Source organism: Lysinibacillus sp. NPDC097214 (assembly GCF_050277945.1).
Lineage (GTDB): Bacteria > Bacillota > Bacilli > Bacillales_A > Planococcaceae > Lysinibacillus > Lysinibacillus xylanilyticus_B.
In genome coordinates, this window is record NZ_JBNNSS010000002.1 from 407,867 (window position 1) to 434,440 (window position 26,574).

Sequence of the window (26,574 nt, forward strand, 5' to 3'; positions counted from 1 at the left end):
TATAACAGTTTTAATTATTAAGGAAAGGCCGCATTTTGATAATTTGTGAAACACAGGCTCACATATTAATGTGATGCTTCTTGATTGTACGTTTCCATTTCAGAAGCAGGGTCGAATTGCTCTCTACCCATAGCAAATGCCATAATTAGCGCAATAGCTGCTGGGATTATCGCCCAAGCAAAAGTATGAGCAACTGAAATAGTAAGTGCTTCTTGCATTTTATCGAGAACCTCTACAGGAATGAAGTTTCGAGTTTCAGATGTTAGGATTACACTCGGATCACTTAAATCCATACCAATAGGTGCTTGACCACTAAATGCGGACGCTAATTTATTTGAGAAAATATGGTTTTGGATTATCCCAAACACTGTAATTCCTAATGTCATTCCAAGTTCTCGATTGAAGTTTAGCGTTGAGTTAGCCGAGCCACGTTGTCTCATACTAAGACCATGAATAACGGCATTGCTCAACACAGAGAAAGACGAGCCAATGCCAAGACCGACAAGTATCATAAAGATTGTTACCATAAAGTGCGACGTTTCAGTTGTCAATGTTGTAAGCAAGGTAATACCAACAACGAATAGAGTTAAAGTCGGTAACATAATCGTTCGATACTTAAATTTCGTGAGGAGAGCTCCACCTCCAGATGCTGTTACAACCGAACCGACCATCATCGGAAGTAAAATAAGACCTGAGTTCGTTGCCGAGCCTCCAAGTACGCCTTGAACAAAAATTGGAATATAGATGGCAGCAGTAATGTAAGCAGCACCAGCAAATATTGAGATGATATTACTCGTTGCATAGAGACGATTTTTGAACATTTTAAAGGAAATAATAGGTTCTTCTACACGTAGTTCAATTATGATAAAGCTAATAAGAAGCACTGCAAATAGAGCGAATAACCCAAGAATCAATGCGGAATCCCAAGCATATTCTTTGCCGCCTAGCTCAAGAGCAAACATTAAACTAACTACTGAACCAACTAAAGTAGCTGCGCCAAAGTAGTCGATTTTTTGCTTGGCATGTACAACAGATTCCTTGTAAAATTTTGCAACTAATACAAAAGCAATTAGCCCAAGTGGTAAATTAATATAGAAAATCCAAGACCAATGGACATAATCTGTTAAATAGGCTCCAATAAGCGGACCAAAGATACTCGATAGACCAAATACTGCCCCGAATAAGCCACCCATTTTACCGCGTTTATCTGGAGACACTACATCAAACATAATTGTGAATGCAATTGGCATTAATGCACCACCGCCAATACCTTGAATTGCACGGTAAATGCTAAGCTGAACGATTGAGTTTGCTGTACCGGCTAGCGCCGAACCAATTAAAAATACAACTAAACCAAAAATAAAGAATCTTTTACGACCATACATATCGGATAATTTTCCGAAAATCGGCATACCTGCAACCGACGCGATCATATAAGCAGATGTCACCCAGACAAGTTTGTCATATCCACCAAGATCTCCGACAATTGTACTGATTGCCGTTGCTACAATTGTATTATCCATTGCAGCCATTAAAATCGCTAACAATAGCCCAGCGATTACTACACCTATTTTACTTGTATTCTTTGCCACTTTCATACCTCCGTTTTTGTGAATCCCTACTATTTTGAACTATCTATATGTATCTTGATAGGGGATGTCTAAATAACCATTTTGTATTATAGCAGTTTTAATCAAGTTTATATACGCATATAGGATCCAGCATTTTCTTTTGGAGAGAAGCGGTTCATTTGAAATTGAAGTCGATAATGCGGATTATGAGGAAATTGATTTTCGAAAGAAAGATAAAACATAGCCCAAGGAGTCGCCCTGCCTCCACTCTAATTTATAATGATAAAACAAAATTTCAGTAAATGTTTATTATGCGCGAAAGCGTAGCGACAGCAACATATCTAAGCGGAGGGAGTGGCGCGACGTCTCCCTAAGGAACGCGAGTAGTTTAGAACCACCCTCATCCAAAACGCCACAACATTTATAATAATTTTCTTGACCATTTTGTTTTTCGGCATTATGAAAAGCGATTTCTCAACTATAGAGAAACCGCTTTGTCATTTAAAGCTGATACAGCTTTGTATACTTTTCTTGTAAATAGGTTGCTAAATATTTAGCGTTTAAGCCTTCCCCTGTTGCCTCTTGTAGCAATTCGAATGGCTTTTTCAGTGCACCGTATTGATGGACTTTGTCTGTTAACCACTCTCGAATTGGAAGAAGCTCTCCCTTTTCTAATAGCTCATCAAAGTTTGGAATATCTTTATCCATTGCATGCTTCCATTGTGCAGCGTAAATCATTCCTAAAGCATAAGATGGGAAATAGCCAAACATGCCCCCGGACCAGTGCATATCTTGTAGTACCCCTTTTGCATCTGTTTCAGGACGAATGCCTAAATATTCCTCGTATTTCTCATTCCATACTTGTGGAAGATCCTTCGCTTGAAGATCGCCATTGAATAGATCACGTTCAATTTCATAGCGAATCATAATATGTAGTGGATATGTTAACTCATCTGCTTCAATACGAATAAACGAAGGTTCCACCATATTAATCGCTCGCAGGAAATCAGCTAGTGCTACATCACCAAATTGTGCAGGTGAATATTTTTGCAGTCGCTCGTAATTATGTTCCCAAAACTTTTCGTTTCTACCAACAAAATTTTCATAAAATAAAGATTGAGATTCATGTATTCCCATAGATGTCCCTGTTGCTAACGGTAAACCATCAAGCTTCGCATCGATATTTTGTTCATACATGGCATGCCCACACTCATGGATTGTTCCAAAAATTGCTGAACGGAAATCATTTTCATCATATTTCGTTGTAATTCGATTATCTCCATGATTTAAGCCAATCATAAATGGATGCACACTTTCGTCTAAGCGACCTGCATCAAAATCATAGCCAAGTTGTGCTAACATTTCTAATGATAATGCACGTTGAGATTCACGAGGGAAATGCTTAAATAATATACTTGGATCTGGTTTATTTGGTGAATCTGCAATTTTTTGTACCAGAGAAACAATTGTTTCACGTAATTCACCAAAAACTTGATCTAAAACATCAGTCGTCATATCCGGTTCATATAAATCTAGTAATGTATTGTAAGGAGAACCGTTTTTAATACCCCAATATTGAATGAATTTCTTCTGGCAGCTTATAATTTTCTCTAAATAAGGGAGGAATAACGCAAAATTATTCGTCGCCTTTGCTTCTTCCCATGCTGTTTCTGCTTTAGATTGCAGAATGACGAATTCTTTATATTCATCAGCTGGAATTTTTTTATTTTGATCGTAATCTTTACGTACTTTCTCTACTAAACGCAGCGTAACATAATCGAGATTTGCCTTTTGCCCCTCTAGCTCCGTTAGTAATTCCCCTAATTCTTCGCTAGTTTGCATGTCAAATAAGGAAGCAGATAATGTTCCAACTACCTCTGAACGTTGAGCTAACCCTTTCTTAGGTGCACCTGTCCGCATATCCGATACGAAAAACATATACATTTCTTAAAAATGTTGACATCTCTACTGTGACACAACTTATATCTTTTGACTTTCGTTTTGTGTCTTCCTTATTCTCCGAGTCTGGTTTCACAAAAAGCTATTGCCATTTAGTATGACTCTCCAAAGGCTTAAATTCCGCAGTATCGTTGCGTACACATCTAAGGTTTAGTTTCAGTTAAATTCCTTAGATTAAGTAATTTGCTAAGTTAATGCTTGCGTTCAATTCTCTATCCATCTTTAATCCGCAAGAGCAGATATATAATCTGTCTTTCAGTTTCATATCGGATTTGATTTGTCCACAACTAGAACATGTTTTTGATGATGGAAACCATCTGTCGGCTTCAATAAATTCAATTCCGTATTTTTTGCATTTGTATTGAATTTGCCGTTTGAATTCATATAGCTTTTGCCCGGCTACCGCCTTCGCCAGATGTTTATTTTTCATCAACCCTTTTACATGTAAATGTTCCATGACAATACGAGATGGCTTGGTTTTCACAATCTCATTAGAACACTGATGTAAATGATTTGTTCGGATGTCGTTAAGTCGTTTATATAAATTACGGATTTCAGTGTTTTGTTTTTGAAAATTTTTCATATTCTTTAAAGGTATTTTATAGATTGGCTTTCGGTTTTTAGTATACTCTTTAGTATTGGCTTCAAGCTTACGAGCTAGTTGTCGTTGTTCTCGTTTCAACTTTTGCTCTAATCGTTTGACTTCTTTGGTCTTGTTAATGTTCTTTTTGAACTCACCATCAGAACAAACTGCCAATTTTTTGATCCCTACATCAATTCCTAAACTTTCGCCTGTCAAATCATATTGCTCAAATACTTGATCAAATCCAATTGATAGGAACCAACTTCGTCCGTCAAATGAAATGCGTGGATTCGAATACTTATGACCTTTTTTAAGCTTAGGAAGTGCATTGCAAGTTTTTACACTACCAATCTTTTCACCTCTAAAACCTTCATTTGTTCGTTTTAAACTTTCGTAATTTACATAAAAGCTAACTTTACTTCTTCGTCTGCTTTTGAACCTTGGCTTTTCAGCAATTCCTTCGAACCAACGCTTTCTAGCAATATCGGCATCTTTCACCGCCTGTTTCATCACATTGCTTCCGACTTCTTTTAGCCATTTATGCGTTGTTGGTTTCAGTTCATTATTAATTTTCTTACGAACTTCGCCCTCTTTGACTGTACGCTTCTCGTCGTTATAAATACGTTCACTTTCAGCCAAAAAATAATTGTAAGCCCATCTCGCAGTCCCCGCAGACTTCCAAAACAAAACTTCTTGTTCTTTAGTTGGCTTTAGCCTTATCTTTGTCGCTAGCGTTACAACATTTACACCAACACGTTTAGCAAATTTCCCAATGGACATTAATTCCATGCGTACCACCACCTCTCTCACTATGATAAAATCACATTACCCTATTTAGAGAGGTTGTTAACATTTTTATATTTGTATATATTTTTCTTGTTCACACGAAGGCGCAACCCTTCATGCAGTCTTTCTCTCACGAGTAGACCTCTTATGCTTTCACATAAGCGCAGACTATATCTTCATCTTATCCTCTGATAAGAGCCACATTTTTCTTCCGCCATTCGCTTGCAGTTTTACTCTCCCTCAAGGAGATAGTCGTTGAACGTCTTCCGTGTCTCATGGGAGATTTAGGAGTTTCGCTGCTAAACATCCATTGCCAAAGCACTTAGCGCCACCGTTTTCCGTTGTCACGATGATCCCTTACGGACACTGAGTGATTTTTTTCAGCTTATGCCATCCTTGTTGTTTTTTCTGCTTTCGCACCGTTACGTCTGCCGTTTCCAGCTCCGCGTTGGTCACAAGGCTTTAGGAGTTAAAAGCAATTAACGTGGAGTTCGCACCAATCGCTTGATACGAAGGGTATTCTGTTATAAATCTATGCTTCTATACAGATTTGTATAGTTTTATCTAAATTTATCGTAACAGTTTAGTTACCCAATAAACCACACTCAGTGCTTCTCCATAGTGCTGCATTTTTTTCACATAGTCAGTAAATTGTTGTACAGTCATGCTAACATCCTCCTTTTCACGCTACTAGTTTATCATATTTTCGAAAATTTTGTATATTATGGACTTTTAGTATTTTTCTAGTTCTACTTAAATTAAATATTGATTCTACAAAAATTTAAGGCTATGTAAAAAAGGATGTATAGGGATTTAGATTCTACTATTGGATTTTCTACAATGCGTTCAGGAGATTATTATGCCACTGCATACTAGATGAGTGGCGAGGTTACATACTTAAGTGGTTATGTATCTGGCGAAAAATAAATTATTGAAGAAGTAGACATAGAGAATACAACTTTGTCTACATTGACCAATCATGGTGGACAATCGAAGGCTGCTTGCTTTTTCCCACTAAATATACAAGATGACTTTAGAAAAGCTGAATACAGAATATAAATCACTATGACTAGTCCTTGATTTAAAACAATTCTATACTTTATATTGCTTCACTCGCCCATAAGTTGTTTGTACCTCAAGTAGATAATATAGCGGCGAGAACAAATACTACCAAGTGGTATGAACATAAGAGCATTTGTTAATGATATCCATGCATGCTCTCTACTCCAATGACCTACCAGTATCCTTACAAGAAGTATCCCGAAAAATAAAATAATACCTGCAATAGAGCTTTTTGTAGTTACGGCTCCTCTTGTATGATTCATACGAATTTTTTCTAGTTTTCCTTTCCATACTCCTATACCCAATCCAACTATTAAACAACTGATATACATCATCATACTTAAAGGCGTTAATTTAATACTAGAAATAGTAGAAAACATTACACCAATTAACAAAACTGGTATGACCCACAATCGAGCTGGTCTAACTTGTTTCTCTCTTAACATTATAAGTACAATGACAATAAAGACGACCAAGTAACTAACCATTTCTTTCCCTCACTTTATTTTAAAAGTATATTTTAACCTCAACCTGAAGATGTAGTGAGAACGATCTTCAGAAAGGGAATCTTCCAATACGTTTCTTCATAGAGAAAACTTCATCAAAAATATGCAATAGACTATTTATTATAGCCTATTGTCTAATCTGATGGGATCAAAATTTCACCCTGTGCAACGAGATTAATATGATTGGTATAAGTATTTTGGATTACTTTGGGTTCATCACCAATGTTGGAGATGTAAAAACTTTGAGGTCGAGGCTGGGAGGTATGTTGGGGATAAACTTGAAGCAAGCGTGCACCAACCTAGTTGGAAAGGAATTTAGCTATAATTTTTATCCCCATCTCTTTATATATAAAATTATTGATTATTTATAACCGCTGGGAATATATACTCTTTAATGACCATCTTTAATGATAATAATGGCATTTATATTGTGATAATCACTTTTTATCGTCTGTTCTAGCTTAAAAAGTTTTTCATTGTTCATATATATGCTTTCAGGTTTTACCGCTTGCCAATTTATTGTTGTTTGCATAGGAACCTCCTAAATTTAACTTCTTTCAGCGGGTGTCCAAACATCCGCTGAAATAGAGGAACTCAGTCTAAGAACGCCACGTCCTGTGGCATTACCGAAATGACCGACATCGTGTCGGCCCTCGTGCAGGCCTAAGCACAAAGCCGATTCCGGACGCAATTATGCCAAGGCATAATTGATTTTCTTCAAGAGAAAAATGATAGGATTTTAGACGGTTAATATAGAGTATCCTTGTTAGTTGTTCGATGGAATAATACCTATAACCGCTTTCAGCATTAATCTCATCTGGGTTTATTACTCCAATTTCATCGTAATATCGGTGTTTTTGTAGAGACACCACATATTTTTGAGAATTCGCCTATTGATAGCACAAAACCACCTCACTCATTTATTTGTTACTTGCTACCATTCATTTATACACCTTCCCCTAAGGACAAAGTCAATCAAGACTTATGCTTTATTTCCTAAAACTTTTATTGACCGATTAGTACAAAAAAGATATTCTATTAATGTAAATGAGAGGAGGATCCATTTGAATAAACGAGGCAGACCCCGAGAGTTTAATTATTCCTCAATTGTAGATGTCGCCATGAAAACTTTTTGGATAAGAGGGTATGAGGGGTGTTCTACACAGGATTTATGCAATGATACTGGACTTGGGAAAGGCAGCTTATACAATACTTTTGGTAGTAAACATGAGCTATATCAACAAGTATTAGAACGCTACCATGAGATTGGAATTAAGGAACAGCAGGAAATGTTAAATGCTCCAATTACATTGAAAGAACGATTCAGTAATTTTTTCGAATGGGCATTGAAAGAAGACTTTGAGAATATTGATCAAAAAGGTTGTTTATTAATCAATGCCAGTGTGGAAAGAGCTAAGAATGACGAAATGGTTCAAGAAATTTTCTCACGGCATGTCGAGCTTCTTAAACAAGCTATTGAAAAAGTAATGGAGGAAGGATTGCAAACTGGCGAAATTTCAAAAAAGCAAACAGCTGAGGAATTAGCTAGTTTATTTTTAAGCAGTTATTACGGGTTTCGTGTTCTTAATGTTTCGATGCAAAACCGGATGTTGTCTGAGCAGATTATGAACGGAACATTAGTATCAATTTTTGGCGCTTAGTGCGCTCTTTTTTAGCATCATTTTTGTACCAAACGTTACAATAATAAATTTAGGAGTGTTTTTATGCCACGGATCATTTATTTACTAGCTTTAGCAATTTTTTGTATGACTACATCAGAATTTATGGTTGCAGGTATGATGAACGAACTTGCTCTTGCATTTCAGGTTTCTGTATCTTCAATCGGGTATTTAATTACAGCTTATGCTGCAGCAATGGTAGTAGGAGGACCTATTTTAACTGCAACTCTTCTACGAATACGCAGTAAACAAGCTTTATTATTTTTAATGTTTGTATTCTTACTTGGCCAGTCGCTTGGAGCTATTGCTTGGAGCTATGATAGTATGATGGTTTCACGTATTATTACTGGTATTGCTTCATCTTCAGCATTTGGTATTGCCATTTCCTTTTCTGCAACATTGGTTCCTCCTAATTCAAGGGGAAAAGCTGCATCTATTGTACTTGTAGGTTTAATGATTGCAACAGTCATAGGCTTACCTATAACAACGCTTATCTCGCAAAATTTTGGCTGGCGTATTAGTTTTGGGTTTGTTTCTATTCTCGTACTAGTTTCCGGGATGATGATTCAATTTTTACTACCCTCGTCGCCAAATAAATCGGTATTAAACTGGAAGGACGAGCTCATAGGCTTTAAGAATATTCATCTTTGGGCAGCGTACATAACAAGTATGTTTATTATAGGTGGCACGTTTGCAGCATTTAGTTATTTCACCCCTATCTTTACAAATATCACAGGCTTTTCAAACGCAAGTATTCCATATTTACTTGCTCTCTATGGTATTGCGACAGTAATTGGCAATATAGTGATTGGCAAGTTTGCTGATAAATATACAATGAAAACACTTTTGAGTGGATTGATTATTTTAATCGTAGCATTGTCTTTATTTGCTGTAGGAGCTGAAAATAAATACATTGCAGTTATTACTACTATTTTTATTGGCTTGACTGGTGTTGCAATGAATCCAGCTATGGTGGCGAGAGTGATGAAAACAGCTAATAATGGCACGATGGTCAATACCCTTCATAGTTCTTTTATTACACTTGGTATTGTTATTGGTTCATCACTAGGCGGTCTAGGTATTAGTAAGGGATATGGCTATATATCACCACTGTGGATTGGCGCTTGTTTAGCTATCCTAGGATTACTATCATTATTTCCTTATTTAAAAGGAAGGAATTTTAATGTTTCAAAATAAATTAAAAAGTTGGGGTGAGGCATATTGTGATGCTTCTCCCGCAATCATAAAATCTTAAATAGGAGTATCACATTTTAACTGAGAAAACTAAAGAAGCTCTCCTCATCGTTTTCACGATCAAGAGAGCTTCTTATTCTATATAAATTCTGGGGAATTTTGACTAACTTTCAAGATCAATTATGCCTCGGCATAATTGCGTCCGGAATCGGCTTTGTGCTTGCACAAAGGACTCCTTTCCGATTTCCGTGACATCCGCCGGAGGCTTTAACTTCTTTCAGCGGATGTTTGGAAACTCACTGGAAAGTGACTTAAAATCGCATTCATCTCACCAATTATAGAGATGGGAGAATACTGCTGAAAGAAGTTAAATGTTCGGTTTCCAATCAAACATTTTTAAGAGCGAAAGGTTATAACAACATATATATAGTTGGGGATCCTATATATCTTATTGCTGCAAAGCGTCTCTATATCAATTATGCCTCGGCATAATTGAGTCCGGAATCGGCTTTGTGCTTGCACAAAGCCGATTCCGTGACATCTGCCGGAGGCTTTAACTTCTTTTAGCGGGTGTTTGGACATCCACTGAAAAGTAGCTTAAATCCGCATTCATCTCACCACCTATAGAGGTAGGGGACTTCCGCTGAAAGAAGTTATACATTTTGACAAATTGTTAATACTTGTTTGACTGCTTCGGCTGATTGATGGAGCGCCGTTTTTTCTTCATTTGTAAGGTGTAATTCGATAACTGATTCAATGCCATTGCCACCTAATATTGTCGGTACACCTAAAAATAAATCGTGATAACCGTACTCTCCTTCTAAAAGGGCTATAGAAGGAATTATTTTACGTTGATCTTTCATGATGATTTCAACCATCTGAGCACATGCAGCAGCTGGCGCATAATAAGCACTGCCATTCCCTAACAAACCAACAATTTCTCCGCCACCTTTACGTGTACGTTCTACGATTTGCTGTAGTCTATCTTGAGGAATCAGTTTTTCTAATGGAATACCCCCTGCATAGGAATATCGAATTAATGGGACCATTTCGTCGCCATGTCCACCTAAGACGAATCCTGACACATCTTCTGGTGCAATTTGCAGCTCTTGTGCTACAAATGCATTAAAACGTGCTGTATCTAACACACCTGATTGGCCAATGATACGGTTTTTCGGAAAACCTGTTTCCTTATGGCAAACATAGGTCATGGCATCTACAGGATTACTTAATATAAGAACAATACTGTTTGGTGCGTAATGTTTTATTTGTCTAGAAACTTGTTGAATAATTTTCGCATTCGTCATCACTAAGTCATCGCGGCTCATGCCTGGTTTACGAGGTATACCAGCTGTAATAATAACAATACTTGCTCCAGCTATATCCTCATAATTACTCGTTCCTTTAATAGAAACATTAAACTTTTCGATTGGTCCTGTCTGTAATAAATCCAACGCCTTTCCTTTTGTCGGATTCTCCGCTTCTGGAATATCTAACAGCACAACATCTCCTAGCTCTTTTTGTGCCAAAAATAAACTTAAAGTTGCGCCTGTATGACCAGCACCGATCACAGCAATTTTACTTTTTCGAAAGAACATTATGCCTCACCTCGGTTTTCAGTAGCTGCTGTTTCTGTCGTTTTTTTAGCACGCGTTGATGTTGGAGTTGATGCTTGCTTCTTCTTCGGTGCTTCCGGTCCTTTAATCATTTGAAAAACATCTTCATCAGGCCGCGGAATTACGTGAGCGCCTAATAGTTCTCCAACACGCATTGCAGCCGCTTTTCCAGCTTCTACTGCTGCCTGGACAGAACCAACATCACCTTTCACGACGACAGTCACAATCCCGCCATCAACGAACTCTTGCTTGACGATGGTTACATCTGATGACTTAATCATCGCATCAGCAGCTTCGTAAGAGCCTACTAATCCTTTTGTCTCAATCATTCCAATAGCGCTACCCATTTTCTTCACCTCGCATAACTTCCGTAGAATCAATGATACCTATTACAACTGCATCGATAGGCAATGGATTTTCTTTCATAATATATCGTGATGATCCACCACTCGTAATGAGCACATCATCTCCAATTCCCGCCCCGATTCGGTCAGCTGCCACTATTTCCGTGCGAATCGGCTGCTGATTGGAGTCAATTGGTTGAATAATTAATAATTTTAAGCCATTCAACCCTTCTTCCTTACGTGTTGCCCATACACTGCCTATCACTCTTCCCATTTGCATGAACTTCACCTTCTTTATCCTGAATGGACTTTTCTAATTACTCAGAGCGAATTGTTAACCTCTTATTCAGCTCTCGTATTTTGTCATAAGCCAATGCTGTCACAATTGTTTTTTTAGGAACAACAATTTCTTGTGCTTCTATTTCAAGTACTTCTACCTGCGAAAGCAGCTTCTTATCAAAATGGTAGCTTGAAGCTTTGTCAGCTTGTCTTACGATTGCAGGAAGTTCTTTGACATTCATTTGTTCATTAGTTTGAGCATAGATAATTTCTGCAACTGCACCTTGTTGAATTAATCCTGCATTTGCTTCATCTGTATCAATATGCATCTCCAATCGATAACGCTCAGAAACACGAATGATTACATTTGATAAAATAATCGGTCTAATTCCTTCTATTTTAATTTGCACTGATTGTCCATCCGCTACTTGGAACCTCGCACTGTCATTCGGTGACATATGGATATGTGCTTGTGCAATAATGAGTCCCTCATGTAGCACGACACTGCCCTTTGGACCGATAAGTGTAACTGGGCTAGAGCCTTTAATATCTCCTGAAACCCTTAATGGTGGCTTCATCCCTAATTTCATCGCGTCTGTCCAGCTAATTTCAACTTGAGATAATGATCGAGCTGGGCCTAAAATGCGTACCCGCTCAATGGAGCCCTTTGGACCAGCAATAACAACTGTTTCCTCAGCGGCGAACTGCCCTGGCTGTGAAAGCTCAAACTTAGGTGTTAATTGATAGTTCTCACCAAAAAGTTGCTCCACTTCCGCTTGAGCAAGATGGACATGTCGTGCTGACACACCAATAGGGATTTTTCCGTCATATTGAGAGGAAGGCTGATTTTTTAAAACTTGCTGCAATACTTCTTCGACAATTTTTTGGACTAAATTTTCCTGCATCTAACCTCCTCCTTATGTCATTGATCTAATAATCTTCCCTTGAGATTGCTGTTCAATAAAGCCTGCATTCGCTTCATCTGTATCGATATGCATTTCTAAACTAAAATCGTTTGATACACGCACTACAACACCACGAAATGTCACAGGTCGCTCACTATCAACTTCAACAGATACTAATTCATTTTTTTGTACGTCCAATGCTATTGCATCTTCTTCTGTCATATGAATATGTGCCTGTGCAATAATGACTCCCTGCTTAATGATGATTTCTTGTTCTTGATTGATTAATTTGATGCCCGCTGAACTTTCAATATCTCCCGATTGCCTTAAAGGAGGAGTTAATCCAAGTTTCATTGCATCTGTTCGACTAATTTCCACTTGTGTTGCAGCTCTTACAGGACCTAATACACGTACATTGTGAAGAACACCTTTTGGTCCCTCTATGGAGACACGCTCTTTAGCTGCAAACTGTCCTGGTTGCGAAAGATCAAAATCCTTCGTTAGCGTTGCATTTGGACCAAAAAGTGCTTGTAAATCTTCTTCACTGACATGTATATGACGAGCTGAAATGGCCACAGGAAATGTTTTTGTCGCTGTATTCAAGTTAGCCACCTCTATATCTTTTAGCTATATTGTTATAGGAAATGAAGGCAGGATGAAGCGCAATGTGTAGCATCCTGCCCTTCTATTTAGGTTGTTCTATCCGTCATTTCGGCGATTCTTTCCGTCGTTTCGACATTTCTATCCGTCACTCCGGCGGTTCTTTCCGTCGCTTCGATGGTTCTTTCCGTCGCTTCGGCATTTCTTTCCGTCGCTTCGTACTCTATCCGTCACTTCGGCGTTTCTTTCCGTCGCTTTGGCTTTTCTATCCGTCGCTTTGGCTTTTCTATCCGTCGCTTCAGCTCTTCTTTCTGTCGCCTTTATTTGCTGGAGTTAAAATTAAGCCTCTGCTTTTGGTAAAATTAATTCTATTTCATGGTGTGGACGTGGGATTACATGAACAGATAGAAGTTCTCCAACACGTTGTGCCGCTGCTGCACCTGCATCAGTAGCTGCTTTTACCGCTCCTACATCACCACGAACTAATACAGTAACAATACCACCACCAACATGTACTTTTCCTATTAAATTAACGCTAGCAGCCTTCACCATTGCATCCGCTGCTTCAATTGCTCCTACTAATCCTTTTGTTTCTACCATTCCTAATGCTGTACTCATTTGTCATTCCTCCAAATTATTTATTTTGTAATGTTATTTGTTTTAATACTTGGTCAACAATTTGTTGAACTACGGCTGTATCCAAGGATGGATCTTGTGCCTTAATATTCTCTACTACCGGTTTTGTTAAAAATTCTGGTTTTGGCACCTCTACATCTTTAATGCCATAAGCCATACGTTTAATATTCAATAAATGTCTCGCAGTAATGTTATCGGACGTAATATTGCCACCAAACGTGCCACATCCTAATGTGAAGGATGGTGCTAAGCCTGTAGTTCCACCAACAGCGCCAATAGATGACAATGTATTGATTACAATTCTGGACACTGGTAATTCAACTGAAAATTGCTCAGCTAAAGCTGCATTTTCTGTATGAATCGAGCATGTATGTCCTCGTCCACCGATGTTTAGTAAATCAATCATCACTCGTTTTGCCTCTGTACTGTCCTCAACTGTGTATAACGCAAATATTGGGGACAGTTTTTCCAGTGAAAATGGAATGTTTTTGCCAATCATTGTTTCCAAACCAACAAGTACTTTTGTATCTTCCGGCACGGTAACACCGATAGAATCTGCTAAACAAGCTGCTGACTTACCTACAATTTGAGGATTTACTTTCCCAGGGACTGGAGAAATCAGCTTCTCCATCTTCACTTTCTCTTCATCACTCAAAATATAAGCATTGTTTTTCTTTAACTCTGTTAAAACTTGTTCGGCAATGACTTTATCTACAATAATCGATTGCTCTGTAGCACAAATTGTGCCGTTATCAAAAGATTTACTTTGTACAAGCTGGCGAACGGATTTGGCAATATTCGCTGACTTTTCAATGTAAGCTGGAACATTTCCTGGTCCTACACCATAAGCAGGTTTGCCGGAACTATAAGCTGCTTTTACTAACGCACCACCACCAGTCGCTAAAATCAAGTGAATATCGGGGTGCTTCATTAATTGCTGCGTAGCTTCCATAGAAGACATTGTTAAACAGTGTAGCAATCCTTCTGGCGCTCCTGCTTTTTCTGCAGCTACTCTACAAATCTCTAAAGCTTCCTTTGTGCAACCAACCGCATATGGGTGTGGGCTTAGTACGAGACCATTTCTAGTTTTCAATGAGATAAGTGTTTTAAAAAGTGCTGTTGATGTTGGATTTGTCGTTGGTACAATGCCCGCGATTACTCCAAACGGACTAGCAATCTCTGTCACTTTCTTCATTCGATCGAAACCAACGACACCAACAGTCTTCAAATCTTTAATATCTTCATAGACATCTCTAGAGGCTACCTCATTTTTCATTTTTTTATGATTAGGTATGCCCATCCCTGTTTCCTGAACGGCCATATTTGCCAAACGTTCTGCCTCTTTAAATGCGGCATCTGCAACAGCCTTGACGATGTTATCTACTTGCTGCTGTGAATACTGCATGTAAGCAGCTTGTGCAATATTGGCACGTCTCACGGCGTCTCTCATTTCTTGAATTGCTAATAAATCTTTATCTAGTGTGGCCATAAAGCCCCTCCTTTCTAAACAACTGGATTTCTCGTTAAATTCTCAATAGCTTCTCTAAAAGCATCGGCAGCAGCTTGGCAGGAAGATTGGCTACCACTTACTAAACCGCCACCGAAATTGGTTTCAGATGGTGGACCAAAGAAAACCTTTAGCTCTACATCTGCCGCCTTTAATGCAGCATCTAAACCAACGATAGCCTCAAGTGGCGGTGCTATTAAATAAGCAAGAGCTGTTCCAACCTTAACGTTTGCTAGCTCAGCCAAATACGTACCACAGCTTGCTACAGTATGTGCAAAAAGAGCGTGGCTTTCATTTTGAAGAATGGCTTCAAAATACGTATCAAAGTTGATTTTCTGCTGTATCGCATCGAAACCACTGCGTATTTCATCAGGCGAGCTACCAGCAATGATGCCAATGACCTCACCGGATAATGGCCCAGATGCATGTGCAGCTCCAGCATAGAAGCTTTTTGCATAAACAACATCAACATCTGCTTTTTTCGTAGCTTCGTCCAACGCTACATAGCCAACATCATCTATTGTTAGAGTTACCAGTCCAATACTATTGTGATATGGCTTTAAATCTAATTGCTCCGCTAATTCACTATTCACTCTTGGAATGATTTGCATTGCCAAAATTTCTGCCATAATTTTTTGAGGATTCATTGTTTGGCCCCCTAACCTTCTTTTGCCACAAGACCTACTCCACTTGCCTTGTAATGCAATATTTTTTGAACGACTGTCCCTAAGTAAGCACCTGCCTCTAATGGCGGGATACCACCTTTATGAATGTTCGAAACGACCATTCGATCAGCTTCTACAGTGCCCATTCTAGGTTGATAGCATATATAGGCACTCATTGACTCAGCAGATACAAGTCCAGGACGCTCACCAATTAAATAAACAATCACTTCTGCTTGTAAAAGCTCACCAATTTCATCCATTAGAGCAACACGCCCTTTATCAATATAGAAAGTAGTTCCTATTTCAATATTTAAATTACTAAGACTTTGCTGTAATGCTAAATAAACATCTTGTACATTTTCTTCAATCGCACTTGCACTTAATCCGTTAGACATAATGATTTGTACCTTTGGATTTTTTTTACACTTCGATTGAATAAGTATCTTTGCTTCATCTGATAAACGACGACCTAAATCCGGTCTAGTAATGTATTCTTCCTTATCTGTCACTCTTGATGTTACTTGAAAGACATCGAGCTTTTGTAGTAACCCTTCTGTCACTTCCCCATATACTGCATCTACTGCCGCTGCATGATCGAGTCGGAACTTTAGCCACGTTTTTGTTTTAGGCCTTGTCCCTGCTCTTCCAACGCCTATTCTTGCTGGTGTATGCTTTTTAGCAGCCTGAACACTTTCAGACACTTCATCCTCTTCAAATTTAAAGGCTTTGATAGGTACTGAAGTGTAAGTCGATTCATCATTACTTGCGCTGTAATACGATTGTTCATGATTACTTGATCCAGTATGATAAAGCTTAATTAATGGTTCATTTGATAGTTCTATTGTGCTCGGACTTGCTACTTCATCAGCATAATCAGCATTAGCCACCGTATCGTGAAGCTTAATAAATATTTCCTTTTGGTCTTCTGCTGGCACAGCCGTGTCATGGGAAGGTTCGTCTGCTGCATTATTACCCATCTTTTCCATAACGAGTTGTGTAATCATCGATACTAGTTGTTCATTCAATGGACTCACCTACCTTTCAAATATAGATAAATCGCCAGCTCTCGCAGATAGACGACCATTTTCATAAATGCCCATTTTTTCTAACCACGCTAGATATTCAGGAGCTGGTTTTTTACCAAACGTTTGAAGTAATGTTGCGACATCATGGAAGCTCATTGACTGATAGTTCAGCATGACATCGTCGCCCATAGCTGCAGCGATAATAAAGTTGACACCAGCTGCTGTTAGTAAAACACTTAAATCTTCAATATCATTTTGGTCTGCCTTAATATGGTTTGTGTAACAAATATCCACGCCCATTGGGAGACCGTGCATTTTACCCATGAAATGATCTTCAAGGCCAGCACGTATTACCTGTTTGTTATTGTATAAATACTCAGGTCCAATAAAACCAACAACCGTGTTCACAATAAACGGATTAAAATGTCTAGCAAAGCCGTAATTTCGTGATTCAAGTGTTACCTGGTCAATACCCATATGTGCCTCAGCTGATAGCTCCGAACCTTGGCCAGTTTCAAAATAGAATAAGTTCGGACCAGTTCCTGTTCCTTGCTTTTTCACAAGCTCCTCTGCTTCTCTTATCAAGTCTGCAGAAATACCAAACGAGCGATTAGCAATTTCCGTTCCAGCAATACTTTGGAAAATCATATCTGCTGGTGCCCCTTGTTTAATTGCTTTCATTTGTGTTGTAATATGTGCTAATACACAGTTTTGTGTAGGAATCGACCACTCATTGATAAATTCCTTTGTGGCTTGCAATACTTTTTTCACACTTTCAACTGAATCATCTACTGGGTTAATCCCAATGACCGCATCACCAATACCATAGGACAAACCCTCTTTTAATGAAGCAATAATACCGTCAATATTGTCTGTTGGATGATTCGGCTGTAATCTTGAGGAAAGTGTGCCCTTTTGTCCGATCGTAATATTACAAGTTGACAGTATCTCCACTTTATTGGCAGCATGGACAAGATCTAAGTTGGACATCAGCTTTGTAACGGCCGCAATAATTTCTGAATTCATGCCCTTGCTTAATCTTTTTAATTCCCGATCGCCTGTCTCATTGGATAAAATGTATTCTCTTAGTTGTTCGATACTCCAGTTTTTAATTTCTCCATAAATTTGCTCATTGATATCACCTTCAATAATGCGTGATACTTCATCATTTTCAGAGGGAACTAATGGATTTTCTCTTATATCCTTCACTAATAGCTCACTTAGAACGGCTTTCGCCGCAATTCGTTGCTGTACAGATTCAGCCGCAATTCCAGCTAACTGATCCCCTGATTTTTCTTCATTAGCCTTGGCCATAACATCCTTTAATGAATTAAAATTATATTTCTCTCCACCAAATATCACCGATAGATTCACATTCATCCTCCTTACTTTGAGTGGAAAGCAAGTGTTTTTACAACGACTGGGACAACACCAGACGGTAGTACTTCCCCAATGTCAATATAATCACCTGTTTCTACTTTGATTTGATCGATGCAAATGATGGGGACTGTCCGATTGATTGCCTGTATCGTTTGCCCAATAACTTTTGCATAATCTGATTGAATGACTATGATAATTGGTATTTCCTTGGAGCTTCTCGTCGCTAAGTGCTTCAAAATAGCTTCACATAATACTCGGACATCCTGAAAGCTTAAATATGGTAACTGACTAAAATAGAGTGCAAACGGCGAGCGATTCTCCTGTATAGAAAATAGAGCATCAGCTCGTTCAATAGCTGTTTTCACCGCATAGTCGAATTCTTTGCTGTTCGTATCCATATGGCAATCGAAAACAGGCACATTTTTTAATGGTAATACTTCCGCATCTACCTGAATCGTTGCACCACTAATCTCAGTCGTTTGCGTACCCGCACCAGTCACTGTTGCCCGAGCTGTTTCCTCTGGTTTTAGCCATAAAAAGGATTGTAGCTGTTCATGCTGTAAAAGACTTTTTGCCAATTTTTCGCCGATATCATCATACTGACGAATTGTACATTCATTTTCATAAATACAGGCAGCTACTCCACCGGAAAAAACGACTGCTTCAACTGGTTTATCCCAATTTGGTAAATGTCCTAGCAATAATGGATGTTGTTCGTCTGTTAATTGTCCACTTAACGTTTTAGCTACTGTATCCACCATCTCTTGGATTAGTTGGGTGACACGTACATCTTCTGCTGAATCACCAACCTTTAATGGCTTTGACCATTTCTCCATAAGTTTCATAATGGGAGGTGAAATCGATTGGACAATGCCATTCTGAAATTCTATAAGTCTTCCACCGACATGCAATGTACATGTACCAATTACTTCTCCAAACTGCATTACCGCAATGTTTGCTGTACCACCACCAATATCAATGTTCGCCATAATTTTGGCAGTATTTTTAGATAGCTGTAAGGTACCTGCGCCCTTTGCTGCAATGATACCTTCCAAATCGGGTCCGGCAGTAGCAACTAAAAAGTGACCAGCTGAATCTGCAATCGCATGGACAACTTCGCTAGCATTTTCCTTCGTTGCTGATTCGCCTGTAATGATAATGGCACCTGTTGAAATATCTGCTGGTGCAATTTTGGCCAATTGATATTGCTGAAAAATAAATTGCTCGATTTTTTCCATATCGATAATTTCTTTATTAATAAACGGTGTTTTTATAATAGGACTTTGATGCAAAACCTTTTTTTCAATAATTTCTATTCGTGGCACATGGGTTACACCTGCAACGTTTTTCAACAGAAAACTACTGACAACCATCTTTGTTGTACTTGTACCAATATCAATGCCTGCACTATAAATTTTTTCTGACTTCAACTTACTCTCCCCTCTCGCCACTTAATGGCAATACATGAGATAAGGACTATCACGATCCTTCACAAATTGACGAATTTCTTCGTCAGAATTGAGCTGAATAAGTGGCGCAATGAACTCAATACCAAGCTTTTGCCACGAAGAGGTTTTCACTACAGGACCACGCATCATGACATTTTGTAATAAAGCTGTTGCTCTTTCCACATCTGCAAGGGGTGCATCAATTTTTGTAATGACACCAATTTGTATTTTGGGAATTCCTAAGCTAAATTGCGGAGGAAAAACACTCTTTGATGACGTGGCATCCTGTAAATAAATCACATGTGTCACTTCAAGCGATGTTGCCATAATGTTTCTGTAATACATCGGATTTTCTATATATTCTCCAGGTGTATCAACAATCCAGTCATCATAAACGAGCGCCTGTGTTTTATTGGCTTGTCTATCTTTCCCCAATAACGCATTCATCAGTGTCGACTTACCTGCTTGCACACCACCTATGATCATTACTCGATTTTTCATATGGCACATCCTATGACTTAGTTATTTTTGATGGCGTATAGCCTAGCATCTCTGATAGAAAACGATTAATTTCTAACATCGCCATTTCAACCTCGGAAACACTACCAACAATAACGAGACTGCCAGTAAAGCGATCTAAAAATCCTAGTTTTACATTGGCCGCCTTTGTTGCTAAATCCCCTGCGATAATAACTGTCTCACTCGGTGTACATGTCATGATGCCAAGTGCACCCGCTTCTTGAATGCCTAGCTTTTGAAACATATCTGGATCAGGATTTGCTATTAGATGACTCAATGTTAGTTGCTTACCTGGCACAAACTCCTGAATAAACCGTTTCTTTTCTTCACTCACACGTCATCACCTCTTTCAAGATTTTTATCTGTTAGATATTCTCCTTCTTTAATAATGCCTGCCTTGCGATCCTCTTGTTCTAGCCTTAGAGCTGTCGGAACAGATAGCTTATAGGCTAATATAATTGCGATAACACCCGCTAAAAACTTACCTGCAATAACCGGTAAAATAATGGTCGGTTGGAAGTTAGCCGTAAACGATAAATGATCTCCTAGAAGGAATGCTGAACAAACTCCAAAGGCAATGTTAATGACCTTATCTTTCGGTGGCATGTGTCGAACAAGTGTAAACATGGCTAAAATATTAGCAATTGTCGCTAAAATACCTGCGCTTCCTACTGACGATAAGCCTAATTTTTCACCTACTGCTTCAAGAGGTTTCGATGCATATTTTCTAATTAAGTACACCATAGGGAATGCACCCGCTAGCATAATACCGATATACCCAGCCGTTTCTAATGCCCGGAATTGATCGACTTTATCTGCCATGATCGGATCAAAGCCCCATGCACCAAAGATCTTTGTAAAAATACCTGTGAAAATTTCTACAATCGAGAACACTAGCACAAGCTTGATAGCAGCATCCATCACACGTCCAAAAATCATGAAGCCTTTGATCATGCCATTTGGAATTAGCTTAAGACCTAACGCAATTAACACTACGAAAATAAATAAAGGTAATAAATTAATTAATATTTGTAAAACTGAAATGGCAAAAACATATGTTGGTTCTGCTGTTGTACTAATCACTTCCCGAACATTTGTATTAAACGTCACAATCATGATGGAAGAAATAAATGCTCCAATCGGAATTGTTAAAACACCCGCCATAATACCTAAAGCCATATATTTATGATCACGCTTATCTAACATGGCAAGACCCATCGGAATAGAGAACACAATTGTTGCGCCAGACATAAATCCGACCACTAGAGCCATGACCCATCCTTCATAAGACTCTTTTAACGCATTTGCTAATTGGTATCCTCCCATATCTGAAGCTAAAATTGTCGTTGCTGCAATAGCTGGATCAGCACCAATTAATTCAAAAATCGGACTAATAAAATGACTTATAAACCACGTTAAGTAAGGTATAGCAGCCATGATCCCTGCAGCAGGTACAAAAATATGTCCAACCGTATGAATACCATTCATAAACTCTTTCCCGATCCCATATTCAGCATCACGAATAGCTCCGATTGCCCCTAAAACTGCACAAGTCATAATAATATAAACGATAACCGTTCCTACCATTGCCATCCTACTCATCACCCCTTTATTTTTATCTATATATCTATTTCGCCTTGGCTGGATTGTGCTGTCGCTTCGCTTTCGCATAGGTAAACAAATGCATCTAGATTTTGAATTGTGCAGGCACAATTCATTCCTTTCAAAATCCATGACATCCATCAGAGGCTTTATATTTAACCAGCAGGTGTTGGTAACCCACTGTAAAGGAACCACAACCACATTCATCTCATCACCTTTAGAGGTGGGAGCTGAGTGAAAATAAAAAAAGACGCAATAAAGAGGGAATCTCTTTAAAGCGTCTTTGCTTTAACTATTTACTTGTAAGGTATTGATAATGCGCCTTGCAATAAGCACCATTTCCTGTTGAGTCTGCATACTCTCACTGCGAATTTTTTTATAAGCTTCTTCCTCACTTAGGTTCTCTGACTGCATAAGCAAACCTTTTGCTCGTTCGATTATTTTTCGCTTTTCTAATTCTGTTTGTTTATGCAGCAATTCCCCGTTTAGACGGTTGAACTTATCAATCTGGTGAAATGCCACTTCCAACGCTGGAAGGACATTTCTCTCAGAAAACGGTTTCATAACATAGCCTAAAATATTGTCCTGCTTCATGTACAGTAGCAATTCTTTTTCACTATAAGCTGATATAAATAGCACCGGTATACCGAGCTGCTGTTCAATAATTTTACTTGCCTTTAAACCATCTAGCTTTGGCATTTTAATGTCCATTAAGATTAACTGTGGCTTATGTGTAAAAGCCAACTCAATTGCTGATTCTCCATTATTCGCTTGTGCTACAACTTCGTAGCCGTTATCCTCTAGCATAAACTTCAAATCAATTGCAATAAGCGACTCATCTTCGACAATCATAACTTTCCTAGTCATTTAGGATAAATACCTCCTCACTTACAGGGAACTGAATTTGAGTATGTGTACCTTGTTCACTAGGGATAATTAAAAATGTGCCAGCTAAATCATATTCAACAAGCCTTGTAATAATCTCCATTCCAAATGATGCCTTCACCTCTTGCATTCCAACGCCGTTGTCAGAAATATGAAGTGAAATAGAAGAAGCATCTTTTTGAAATTGGATATCGATTGTTCCCTCTTCACGACCAATAAAAGCATATTTCAGTGCATTTTGCAGTAGCTCACAAATGATTAATGCGAGCGAAACAGCTTTTTTAGAATGACAAAATAACTGTACATTATCGTGATGAAAAGTTAATTGAATAGATGATGTGTTGGATGTGCCAACCATTTTATAGCCAATCTTTTTAGACAACGCGATAACGTCTACTTTCTCTTCAGCGTTATCCTCATTTTCTAAAATAAGTTCATAAACAGATGAAATACTATATATACGATTTAATGCCTCTTGAAAAGCATCCGCACTGGAAGCCGACAAGTCATTTCGCATTTGCAAGCGCAATAGACTTGTAACTGTTTGTAAATTATTTTTCACTCTATGGTGAATCTCCCTTATAGCGAATGTTTTCATCATTAATTCATTTTCTTTCATCTTAAGCTCTGTAAGATCATGAATTATGAGGAGTGTCACTTTATCGTTTTGATCACGAATAGGAATTTTCTTCACAATAAAGGATTTGCGATCAATTGTAATTTCTAAGAAAAAGACATCATCGCCTTTATCATAGACCTCTTGTAAAAAAGGTAAACTCTTATCCAATGCAACGTTATCAAAACGTTCCAGCCCTGATAGCTCCGAAATAAATCGGTAGCCTGCAGGATTGCTATAGATTACTTTATTTTCATGATTTGTGAGAATAATTGATTCCACTAGTAAATCAGAAACTACTGGAATCGGTTGAGAATTTGGCTCTACAATATGCTCAATTAACGCAAAAGGCATATGTTGCAAATCATCTTTAGGTGTTGTTTGCACATCCACCTTTTTTTCCTGGATTAATACTGCCATAATCTGTTGTTGGTCATTAAAAAGAGGGACTACATTTTGTTCAACCGTTATACCTTCTTGTGTGATTGCTCTAGTCATTGACGATTTTTCTTTATTTTTAAAAGCAGCAAATACTGCCGGTTCGAAGCTTTCAAAGACAAATTTGCCAATTACAGATTTTTCGTATAAGCCTCTTTCTGTTTTCGGGAATGCCTCTGCCACAACAATTGCATGCGGTAAGTTTTCCATCATACAATCTATGAACATATAACAATCTGTCAACTCAGCATAGTATGATAATGTTGCTTCTATTTCTTTTAACTTGTCTATATCTGTTGTAGATAAGCTCGTATATTTTCGACACAACGATTGAATGTTCGACAGGCTCAAACCCCCTATCATAGAATAAGCAAAACAATCAATTATGCCTCGGCATAATTGCGTCCGGAATCGGCTTTGTGCTTGCACAAAGAACTCCTTTCCGATTCCGTGACATCCGCCGGAGGCTTTAGGCCAACAAGATGTTGGTCACTCAGTCGTTGCCACAGGACGTGGCGTACTTAGACTGAGTTCCTCTGTTTCAGCAGGTGTTTGGACTTCTGTACCTGTTGCTACGCTTTCGGTACAAAAAACATTTGCTGAAACAAGTTAAATTTGATTATTCTTAAAATTTCTTTTCATCATTATAAACCTTTTGCAAAATTATTTTCAATATAAAAAATAATTTATTTTATTAATTTTCGTTGCATTACAAAGAACTATATAACCTAAAAGAGAAATATTCAACACTTTTTTCAAACGCATCATTATCCCACGATAAAAATATTATTTCAATATATAAAAAAGCGAGAATGCATCTAGTGCAAACTCGCTTTTTTTCACTTTATTTCTGGTGTTACAGCTAAAATATTTTCAAATGTTTCACGCTGCTTTGCTTCTTCTTCATTCATTAAAATATGAATATCTCCACGGTCGTTTGAAGTACGAATTAAACGTCCCATTCCTTGCTGTAAACGAAGTTGCATAAATGGTAATTCCACTTCTTCATATGGATTTTCTGCAAATGTACGTTTCGCATCAAATAATGGATCGTGTGGAGGGAAAGGTAAATCAAAAATAATAACCCGTGTTAGTGCCTCTTCCGGCAAATCTAGACCTTCCCATAAATGATAGGAGCATAATGTTTTCATAGTGCCTTCTTGGAAATCACGAACAATTCCAGATAGTTCACGGTCCCCTTCAAACGCAACATACATTCGTTCCATAAGTGGTAGTTCTGCTTTAAAATCTAACATTGCTTGTTTTGATTTAAATAAAATTAACGTTTTTTCACCGTCGCGTAATAGCTGTTGAACCCGCGCCGTTTTCTCCTTTTGAGATAGCTCATGTAAATAAATTCGCATAACTTCTTCATAATCAAATGGAGATGGAACAGAAAACGATTGATAATCACGAATTCCTAAACTATAGGCAATATATGAAAAATCTTTATTCACTGATAAAGTTGCTGAAGAAAATATGATTGGAAGTTTTTTAGAGAATAATTTTTCTGCTAAAACTTCTGTGATGAGACGCGGCATAATGACAAGCGTTTCTTCCCCATCAGTTTCCTCTAACCAGTCAACTGCATCTCCCTGTGCTGTAAAAATACGTAAAGAAGCCTCGTATTGTTCTAAATACTCCTCTGCCATATTTAATTCATACTCCGGAATCATATACATTTCAGATTCAAAAACAAATTCCTCAAGTAATGTTTCCACATCATGAATAAGTTGTTTCCCATATTTCAATAGATCTGGCGATTTATTAATACGTTTCCGCTCTTCTTCAGAAGCGACTAGATCATCTCGTAGCTGGTCAAAAAATAGCTCATGATCATCTTGTAATTTTTCCATCGCATATAATGTACGTTCTCGCACACCATCTACCATTAAACGCTCTAACAATTGAACAATTGTTGTCGCCTGTACTTTATATGTCATTGCTTTTTGTGCAGCATATTCTAATAAATGACCTTCGTCTAGCACCATCATTGATACTTCTGGCAATAAAGCTAATTGCCCTTCACGTTCACGTGACTCCTTTGTAGCTAAATGTTCCATCAAAAAATCTTGTGAACAAATAATGAGATCCGCAGATTTACGATAATGTGCACGATGTAATGTTTGACCACATCGATTACGTAGGTCACATACTGAACATTGCATAATCGAGTTGTAATTTACTTTTTGCCAATCTTCATCACTGACAGTTGGATAATCGCTGCGCTCACCATAAGGTTGTATAGCAATCATCGAGCCCTGTGCATATACTCCATCAGGTATAGAAAACGAAATATCATCGATCCATTCATCGGTTTCCACTTTTTCAGCTTCCTCAAAACGCTTTAAACATAAATATTGGTCTCGTGACTTTGCTAGACGGACATCAATTTCAAGACCTAACGTTTTTTGTAGCTTATAAATATCGCCGCCCTCTTTTACTAGCTGGTCAATTAAGGTTTCATCAGCACATGCGATAAGGGCTGGTTTACCAGTATAGCGTGCATAAGATACAGCTGGTAGTAAATAGGCAATCGTTTTACCAGTCCCTACCCCTGCCTCTGCAAAAAGTACGTTTTTCTCTTTTAAGGCCTGCTCAATTTGATAAGCCATAAAAATTTGCTCATCACGGCATTCAAAGCCCTTTTCAGGTAATTCATCGTAAAGGACGTCCCCCATCCAGTCACCTAATGACTCAAAAAATGAGCGGTCCTTCGTTAATACAAATGGTAAAGATTTACGCAATTGACGTTCCCCCTCTAACTAT

The 26,574-nt window shown here is 38.2% G+C and carries 26 protein-coding genes and 1 pseudogene; 3 read left to right on the plus strand and 24 right to left on the minus strand.

What is annotated here, in order from left to right:
• Positions 1-65: 65 nt before the first annotated feature.
• The 7 genes and pseudogenes from ACQKMI_RS05790 to ACQKMI_RS05820 all read right to left on the minus strand — a co-directional run.
• Entirely contained in the window at positions 66-1,592 is a 1,527-nt protein-coding gene (locus ACQKMI_RS05790) for an MDR family MFS transporter (RefSeq protein WP_427487708.1), read from the minus strand.
• A gap of 480 nt (positions 1,593-2,072) precedes the next feature.
• Entirely contained in the window at positions 2,073-3,509 is a 1,437-nt protein-coding gene (locus tag ACQKMI_RS05795; protein WP_427487709.1) for a carboxypeptidase M32, read from the minus strand.
• A 190-nt stretch (positions 3,510-3,699) separates the two neighbouring features.
• Positions 3,700-4,902 carry an RNA-guided endonuclease InsQ/TnpB family protein gene (locus tag ACQKMI_RS05800; RefSeq protein WP_427487710.1) on the minus strand — a complete coding sequence of 401 codons (1,203 nt, stop codon included), beginning with the start codon at positions 4,900-4,902 and terminating at the stop codon, positions 3,700-3,702.
• Between the two features lie 1,106 nt (positions 4,903-6,008).
• Positions 6,009-6,449 carry a hypothetical protein gene (locus ACQKMI_RS05805; protein WP_427487711.1) on the minus strand — a complete coding sequence of 147 codons (441 nt, stop codon included), beginning with the start codon at positions 6,447-6,449 and terminating at the stop codon, positions 6,009-6,011.
• A 409-nt stretch (positions 6,450-6,858) separates the two neighbouring features.
• Positions 6,859-6,999 carry a hypothetical protein gene (locus ACQKMI_RS05810; RefSeq protein ID WP_427487712.1) on the minus strand — a complete coding sequence of 47 codons (141 nt, stop codon included), beginning with the start codon at positions 6,997-6,999 and terminating at the stop codon, positions 6,859-6,861.
• 15 nt (positions 7,000-7,014) lie between these two features.
• Complete coding sequence (locus tag ACQKMI_RS05815; protein WP_427487982.1) at positions 7,015-7,158, minus strand: hypothetical protein; 144 nt, start codon at positions 7,156-7,158, stop codon at positions 7,015-7,017.
• 22 nt (positions 7,159-7,180) lie between these two features.
• A pseudogene (locus ACQKMI_RS05820) lies at positions 7,181-7,370 on the minus strand (MerR family transcriptional regulator); the annotation flags it as partial.
• A 161-nt stretch (positions 7,371-7,531) separates the two neighbouring features.
• Between ACQKMI_RS05820 and ACQKMI_RS05825 the strand changes: the two are divergent.
• Positions 7,532-8,128: a TetR/AcrR family transcriptional regulator gene (locus ACQKMI_RS05825; RefSeq protein WP_427487713.1), complete on the plus strand. Its 597-nt coding sequence runs from the start codon at positions 7,532-7,534 to the stop codon at positions 8,126-8,128.
• A gap of 63 nt (positions 8,129-8,191) precedes the next feature.
• A complete protein-coding gene (locus tag ACQKMI_RS05830; RefSeq protein WP_427487714.1) occupies positions 8,192-9,343 on the plus strand; it encodes an MFS transporter in 1,152 nt (383 codons plus the stop codon).
• A 650-nt stretch (positions 9,344-9,993) separates the two neighbouring features.
• Here ACQKMI_RS05830 and mdh read toward each other — a convergent pair.
• The 5 genes from mdh to pduL are packed head-to-tail and all read right to left on the minus strand — an operon-like array spanning position 9,994 to position 13,087.
• Positions 9,994-10,938, minus strand: coding sequence for a malate dehydrogenase (gene mdh, locus ACQKMI_RS05835; RefSeq protein ID WP_427487715.1), 945 nt, complete (start codon positions 10,936-10,938; stop codon positions 9,994-9,996).
• Positions 10,938-11,303 (minus strand): BMC domain-containing protein, encoded by a 366-nt coding sequence (locus tag ACQKMI_RS05840; protein WP_427487716.1) that lies wholly within the window; start codon positions 11,301-11,303, stop codon positions 10,938-10,940. The genes mdh and ACQKMI_RS05840 overlap by 1 nt, the downstream gene beginning before the upstream one ends.
• Positions 11,296-11,580, minus strand: coding sequence for a EutN/CcmL family microcompartment protein (locus ACQKMI_RS05845; protein WP_132359031.1), 285 nt, complete (start codon positions 11,578-11,580; stop codon positions 11,296-11,298). Before ACQKMI_RS05845 ends, ACQKMI_RS05840 begins: the two co-directional genes overlap by 8 nt.
• A 37-nt stretch (positions 11,581-11,617) precedes the next feature.
• Positions 11,618-12,484: a phosphate propanoyltransferase gene (locus ACQKMI_RS05850; protein ID WP_427487717.1), complete on the minus strand. Its 867-nt coding sequence runs from the start codon at positions 12,482-12,484 to the stop codon at positions 11,618-11,620.
• A gap of 12 nt (positions 12,485-12,496) precedes the next feature.
• On the minus strand, positions 12,497-13,087 hold the full coding sequence (gene pduL / locus ACQKMI_RS05855; protein ID WP_419150378.1) for a phosphate propanoyltransferase: 591 nt from the start codon (positions 13,085-13,087) through the stop codon (positions 12,497-12,499).
• Positions 13,088-13,261: 174 nt separating this feature from the next.
• On the opposite strand from pduL, the gene ACQKMI_RS05860 reads away from it, so the two are divergent.
• A complete protein-coding gene (locus ACQKMI_RS05860; RefSeq protein ID WP_427487718.1) occupies positions 13,262-13,444 on the plus strand; it encodes a hypothetical protein in 183 nt (60 codons plus the stop codon).
• Here the strand turns inward: ACQKMI_RS05860 and ACQKMI_RS05865 are convergent.
• The 12 genes from ACQKMI_RS05865 to ACQKMI_RS05920 all read right to left on the minus strand — a co-directional run bounded on the left by ACQKMI_RS05865 (position 13,424) and on the right by ACQKMI_RS05920 (position 26,552).
• A complete protein-coding gene (locus ACQKMI_RS05865) occupies positions 13,424-13,702 on the minus strand; it encodes a BMC domain-containing protein (protein ID WP_323646581.1) in 279 nt (92 codons plus the stop codon). The genes ACQKMI_RS05860 and ACQKMI_RS05865 overlap by 21 nt on opposite strands.
• A 16-nt stretch (positions 13,703-13,718) precedes the next feature.
• Positions 13,719-15,209: an aldehyde dehydrogenase family protein gene (locus ACQKMI_RS05870; protein ID WP_427487719.1), complete on the minus strand. Its 1,491-nt coding sequence runs from the start codon at positions 15,207-15,209 to the stop codon at positions 13,719-13,721.
• A gap of 14 nt (positions 15,210-15,223) precedes the next feature.
• A complete protein-coding gene (gene eutL / locus ACQKMI_RS05875) occupies positions 15,224-15,874 on the minus strand; it encodes an ethanolamine utilization microcompartment protein EutL (RefSeq protein WP_427487720.1) in 651 nt (216 codons plus the stop codon).
• Between the two features lie 11 nt (positions 15,875-15,885).
• Complete coding sequence (eutC, locus tag ACQKMI_RS05880) at positions 15,886-16,917, minus strand: ethanolamine ammonia-lyase subunit EutC (RefSeq protein ID WP_427487721.1); 1,032 nt, start codon at positions 16,915-16,917, stop codon at positions 15,886-15,888.
• 9 nt (positions 16,918-16,926) lie between these two features.
• Positions 16,927-18,297: an ethanolamine ammonia-lyase subunit EutB gene (locus tag ACQKMI_RS05885; RefSeq protein WP_427487722.1), complete on the minus strand. Its 1,371-nt coding sequence runs from the start codon at positions 18,295-18,297 to the stop codon at positions 16,927-16,929.
• Between the two features lie 5 nt (positions 18,298-18,302).
• Entirely contained in the window at positions 18,303-19,727 is a 1,425-nt protein-coding gene (locus ACQKMI_RS05890; protein ID WP_427487723.1) for an ethanolamine ammonia-lyase reactivating factor EutA, read from the minus strand.
• A 21-nt stretch (positions 19,728-19,748) separates the two neighbouring features.
• Entirely contained in the window at positions 19,749-20,246 is a 498-nt protein-coding gene (locus ACQKMI_RS05895) for a EutP/PduV family microcompartment system protein (RefSeq protein WP_427487724.1), read from the minus strand.
• Between the two features lie 10 nt (positions 20,247-20,256).
• Complete coding sequence (eutS, locus tag ACQKMI_RS05900; RefSeq protein WP_024363381.1) at positions 20,257-20,598, minus strand: ethanolamine utilization microcompartment protein EutS; 342 nt, start codon at positions 20,596-20,598, stop codon at positions 20,257-20,259.
• Positions 20,595-21,857, minus strand: coding sequence for an ethanolamine utilization protein EutH (gene eutH, locus ACQKMI_RS05905; protein ID WP_427487725.1), 1,263 nt, complete (start codon positions 21,855-21,857; stop codon positions 20,595-20,597). Before eutH ends, eutS begins: the two co-directional genes overlap by 4 nt.
• A 297-nt stretch (positions 21,858-22,154) precedes the next feature.
• Positions 22,155-22,733 carry an ANTAR domain-containing response regulator gene (locus tag ACQKMI_RS05910; RefSeq protein ID WP_427414190.1) on the minus strand — a complete coding sequence of 193 codons (579 nt, stop codon included), beginning with the start codon at positions 22,731-22,733 and terminating at the stop codon, positions 22,155-22,157.
• Positions 22,726-24,168: a histidine kinase N-terminal domain-containing protein gene (locus ACQKMI_RS05915; protein WP_427487726.1), complete on the minus strand. Its 1,443-nt coding sequence runs from the start codon at positions 24,166-24,168 to the stop codon at positions 22,726-22,728. Before ACQKMI_RS05915 ends, ACQKMI_RS05910 begins: the two co-directional genes overlap by 8 nt.
• Before the next feature lie 476 nt (positions 24,169-24,644).
• On the minus strand, positions 24,645-26,552 hold the full coding sequence (locus ACQKMI_RS05920) for an ATP-dependent DNA helicase (protein ID WP_427487727.1): 1,908 nt from the start codon (positions 26,550-26,552) through the stop codon (positions 24,645-24,647).
• Positions 26,553-26,574: the final 22 nt, after the last annotated feature.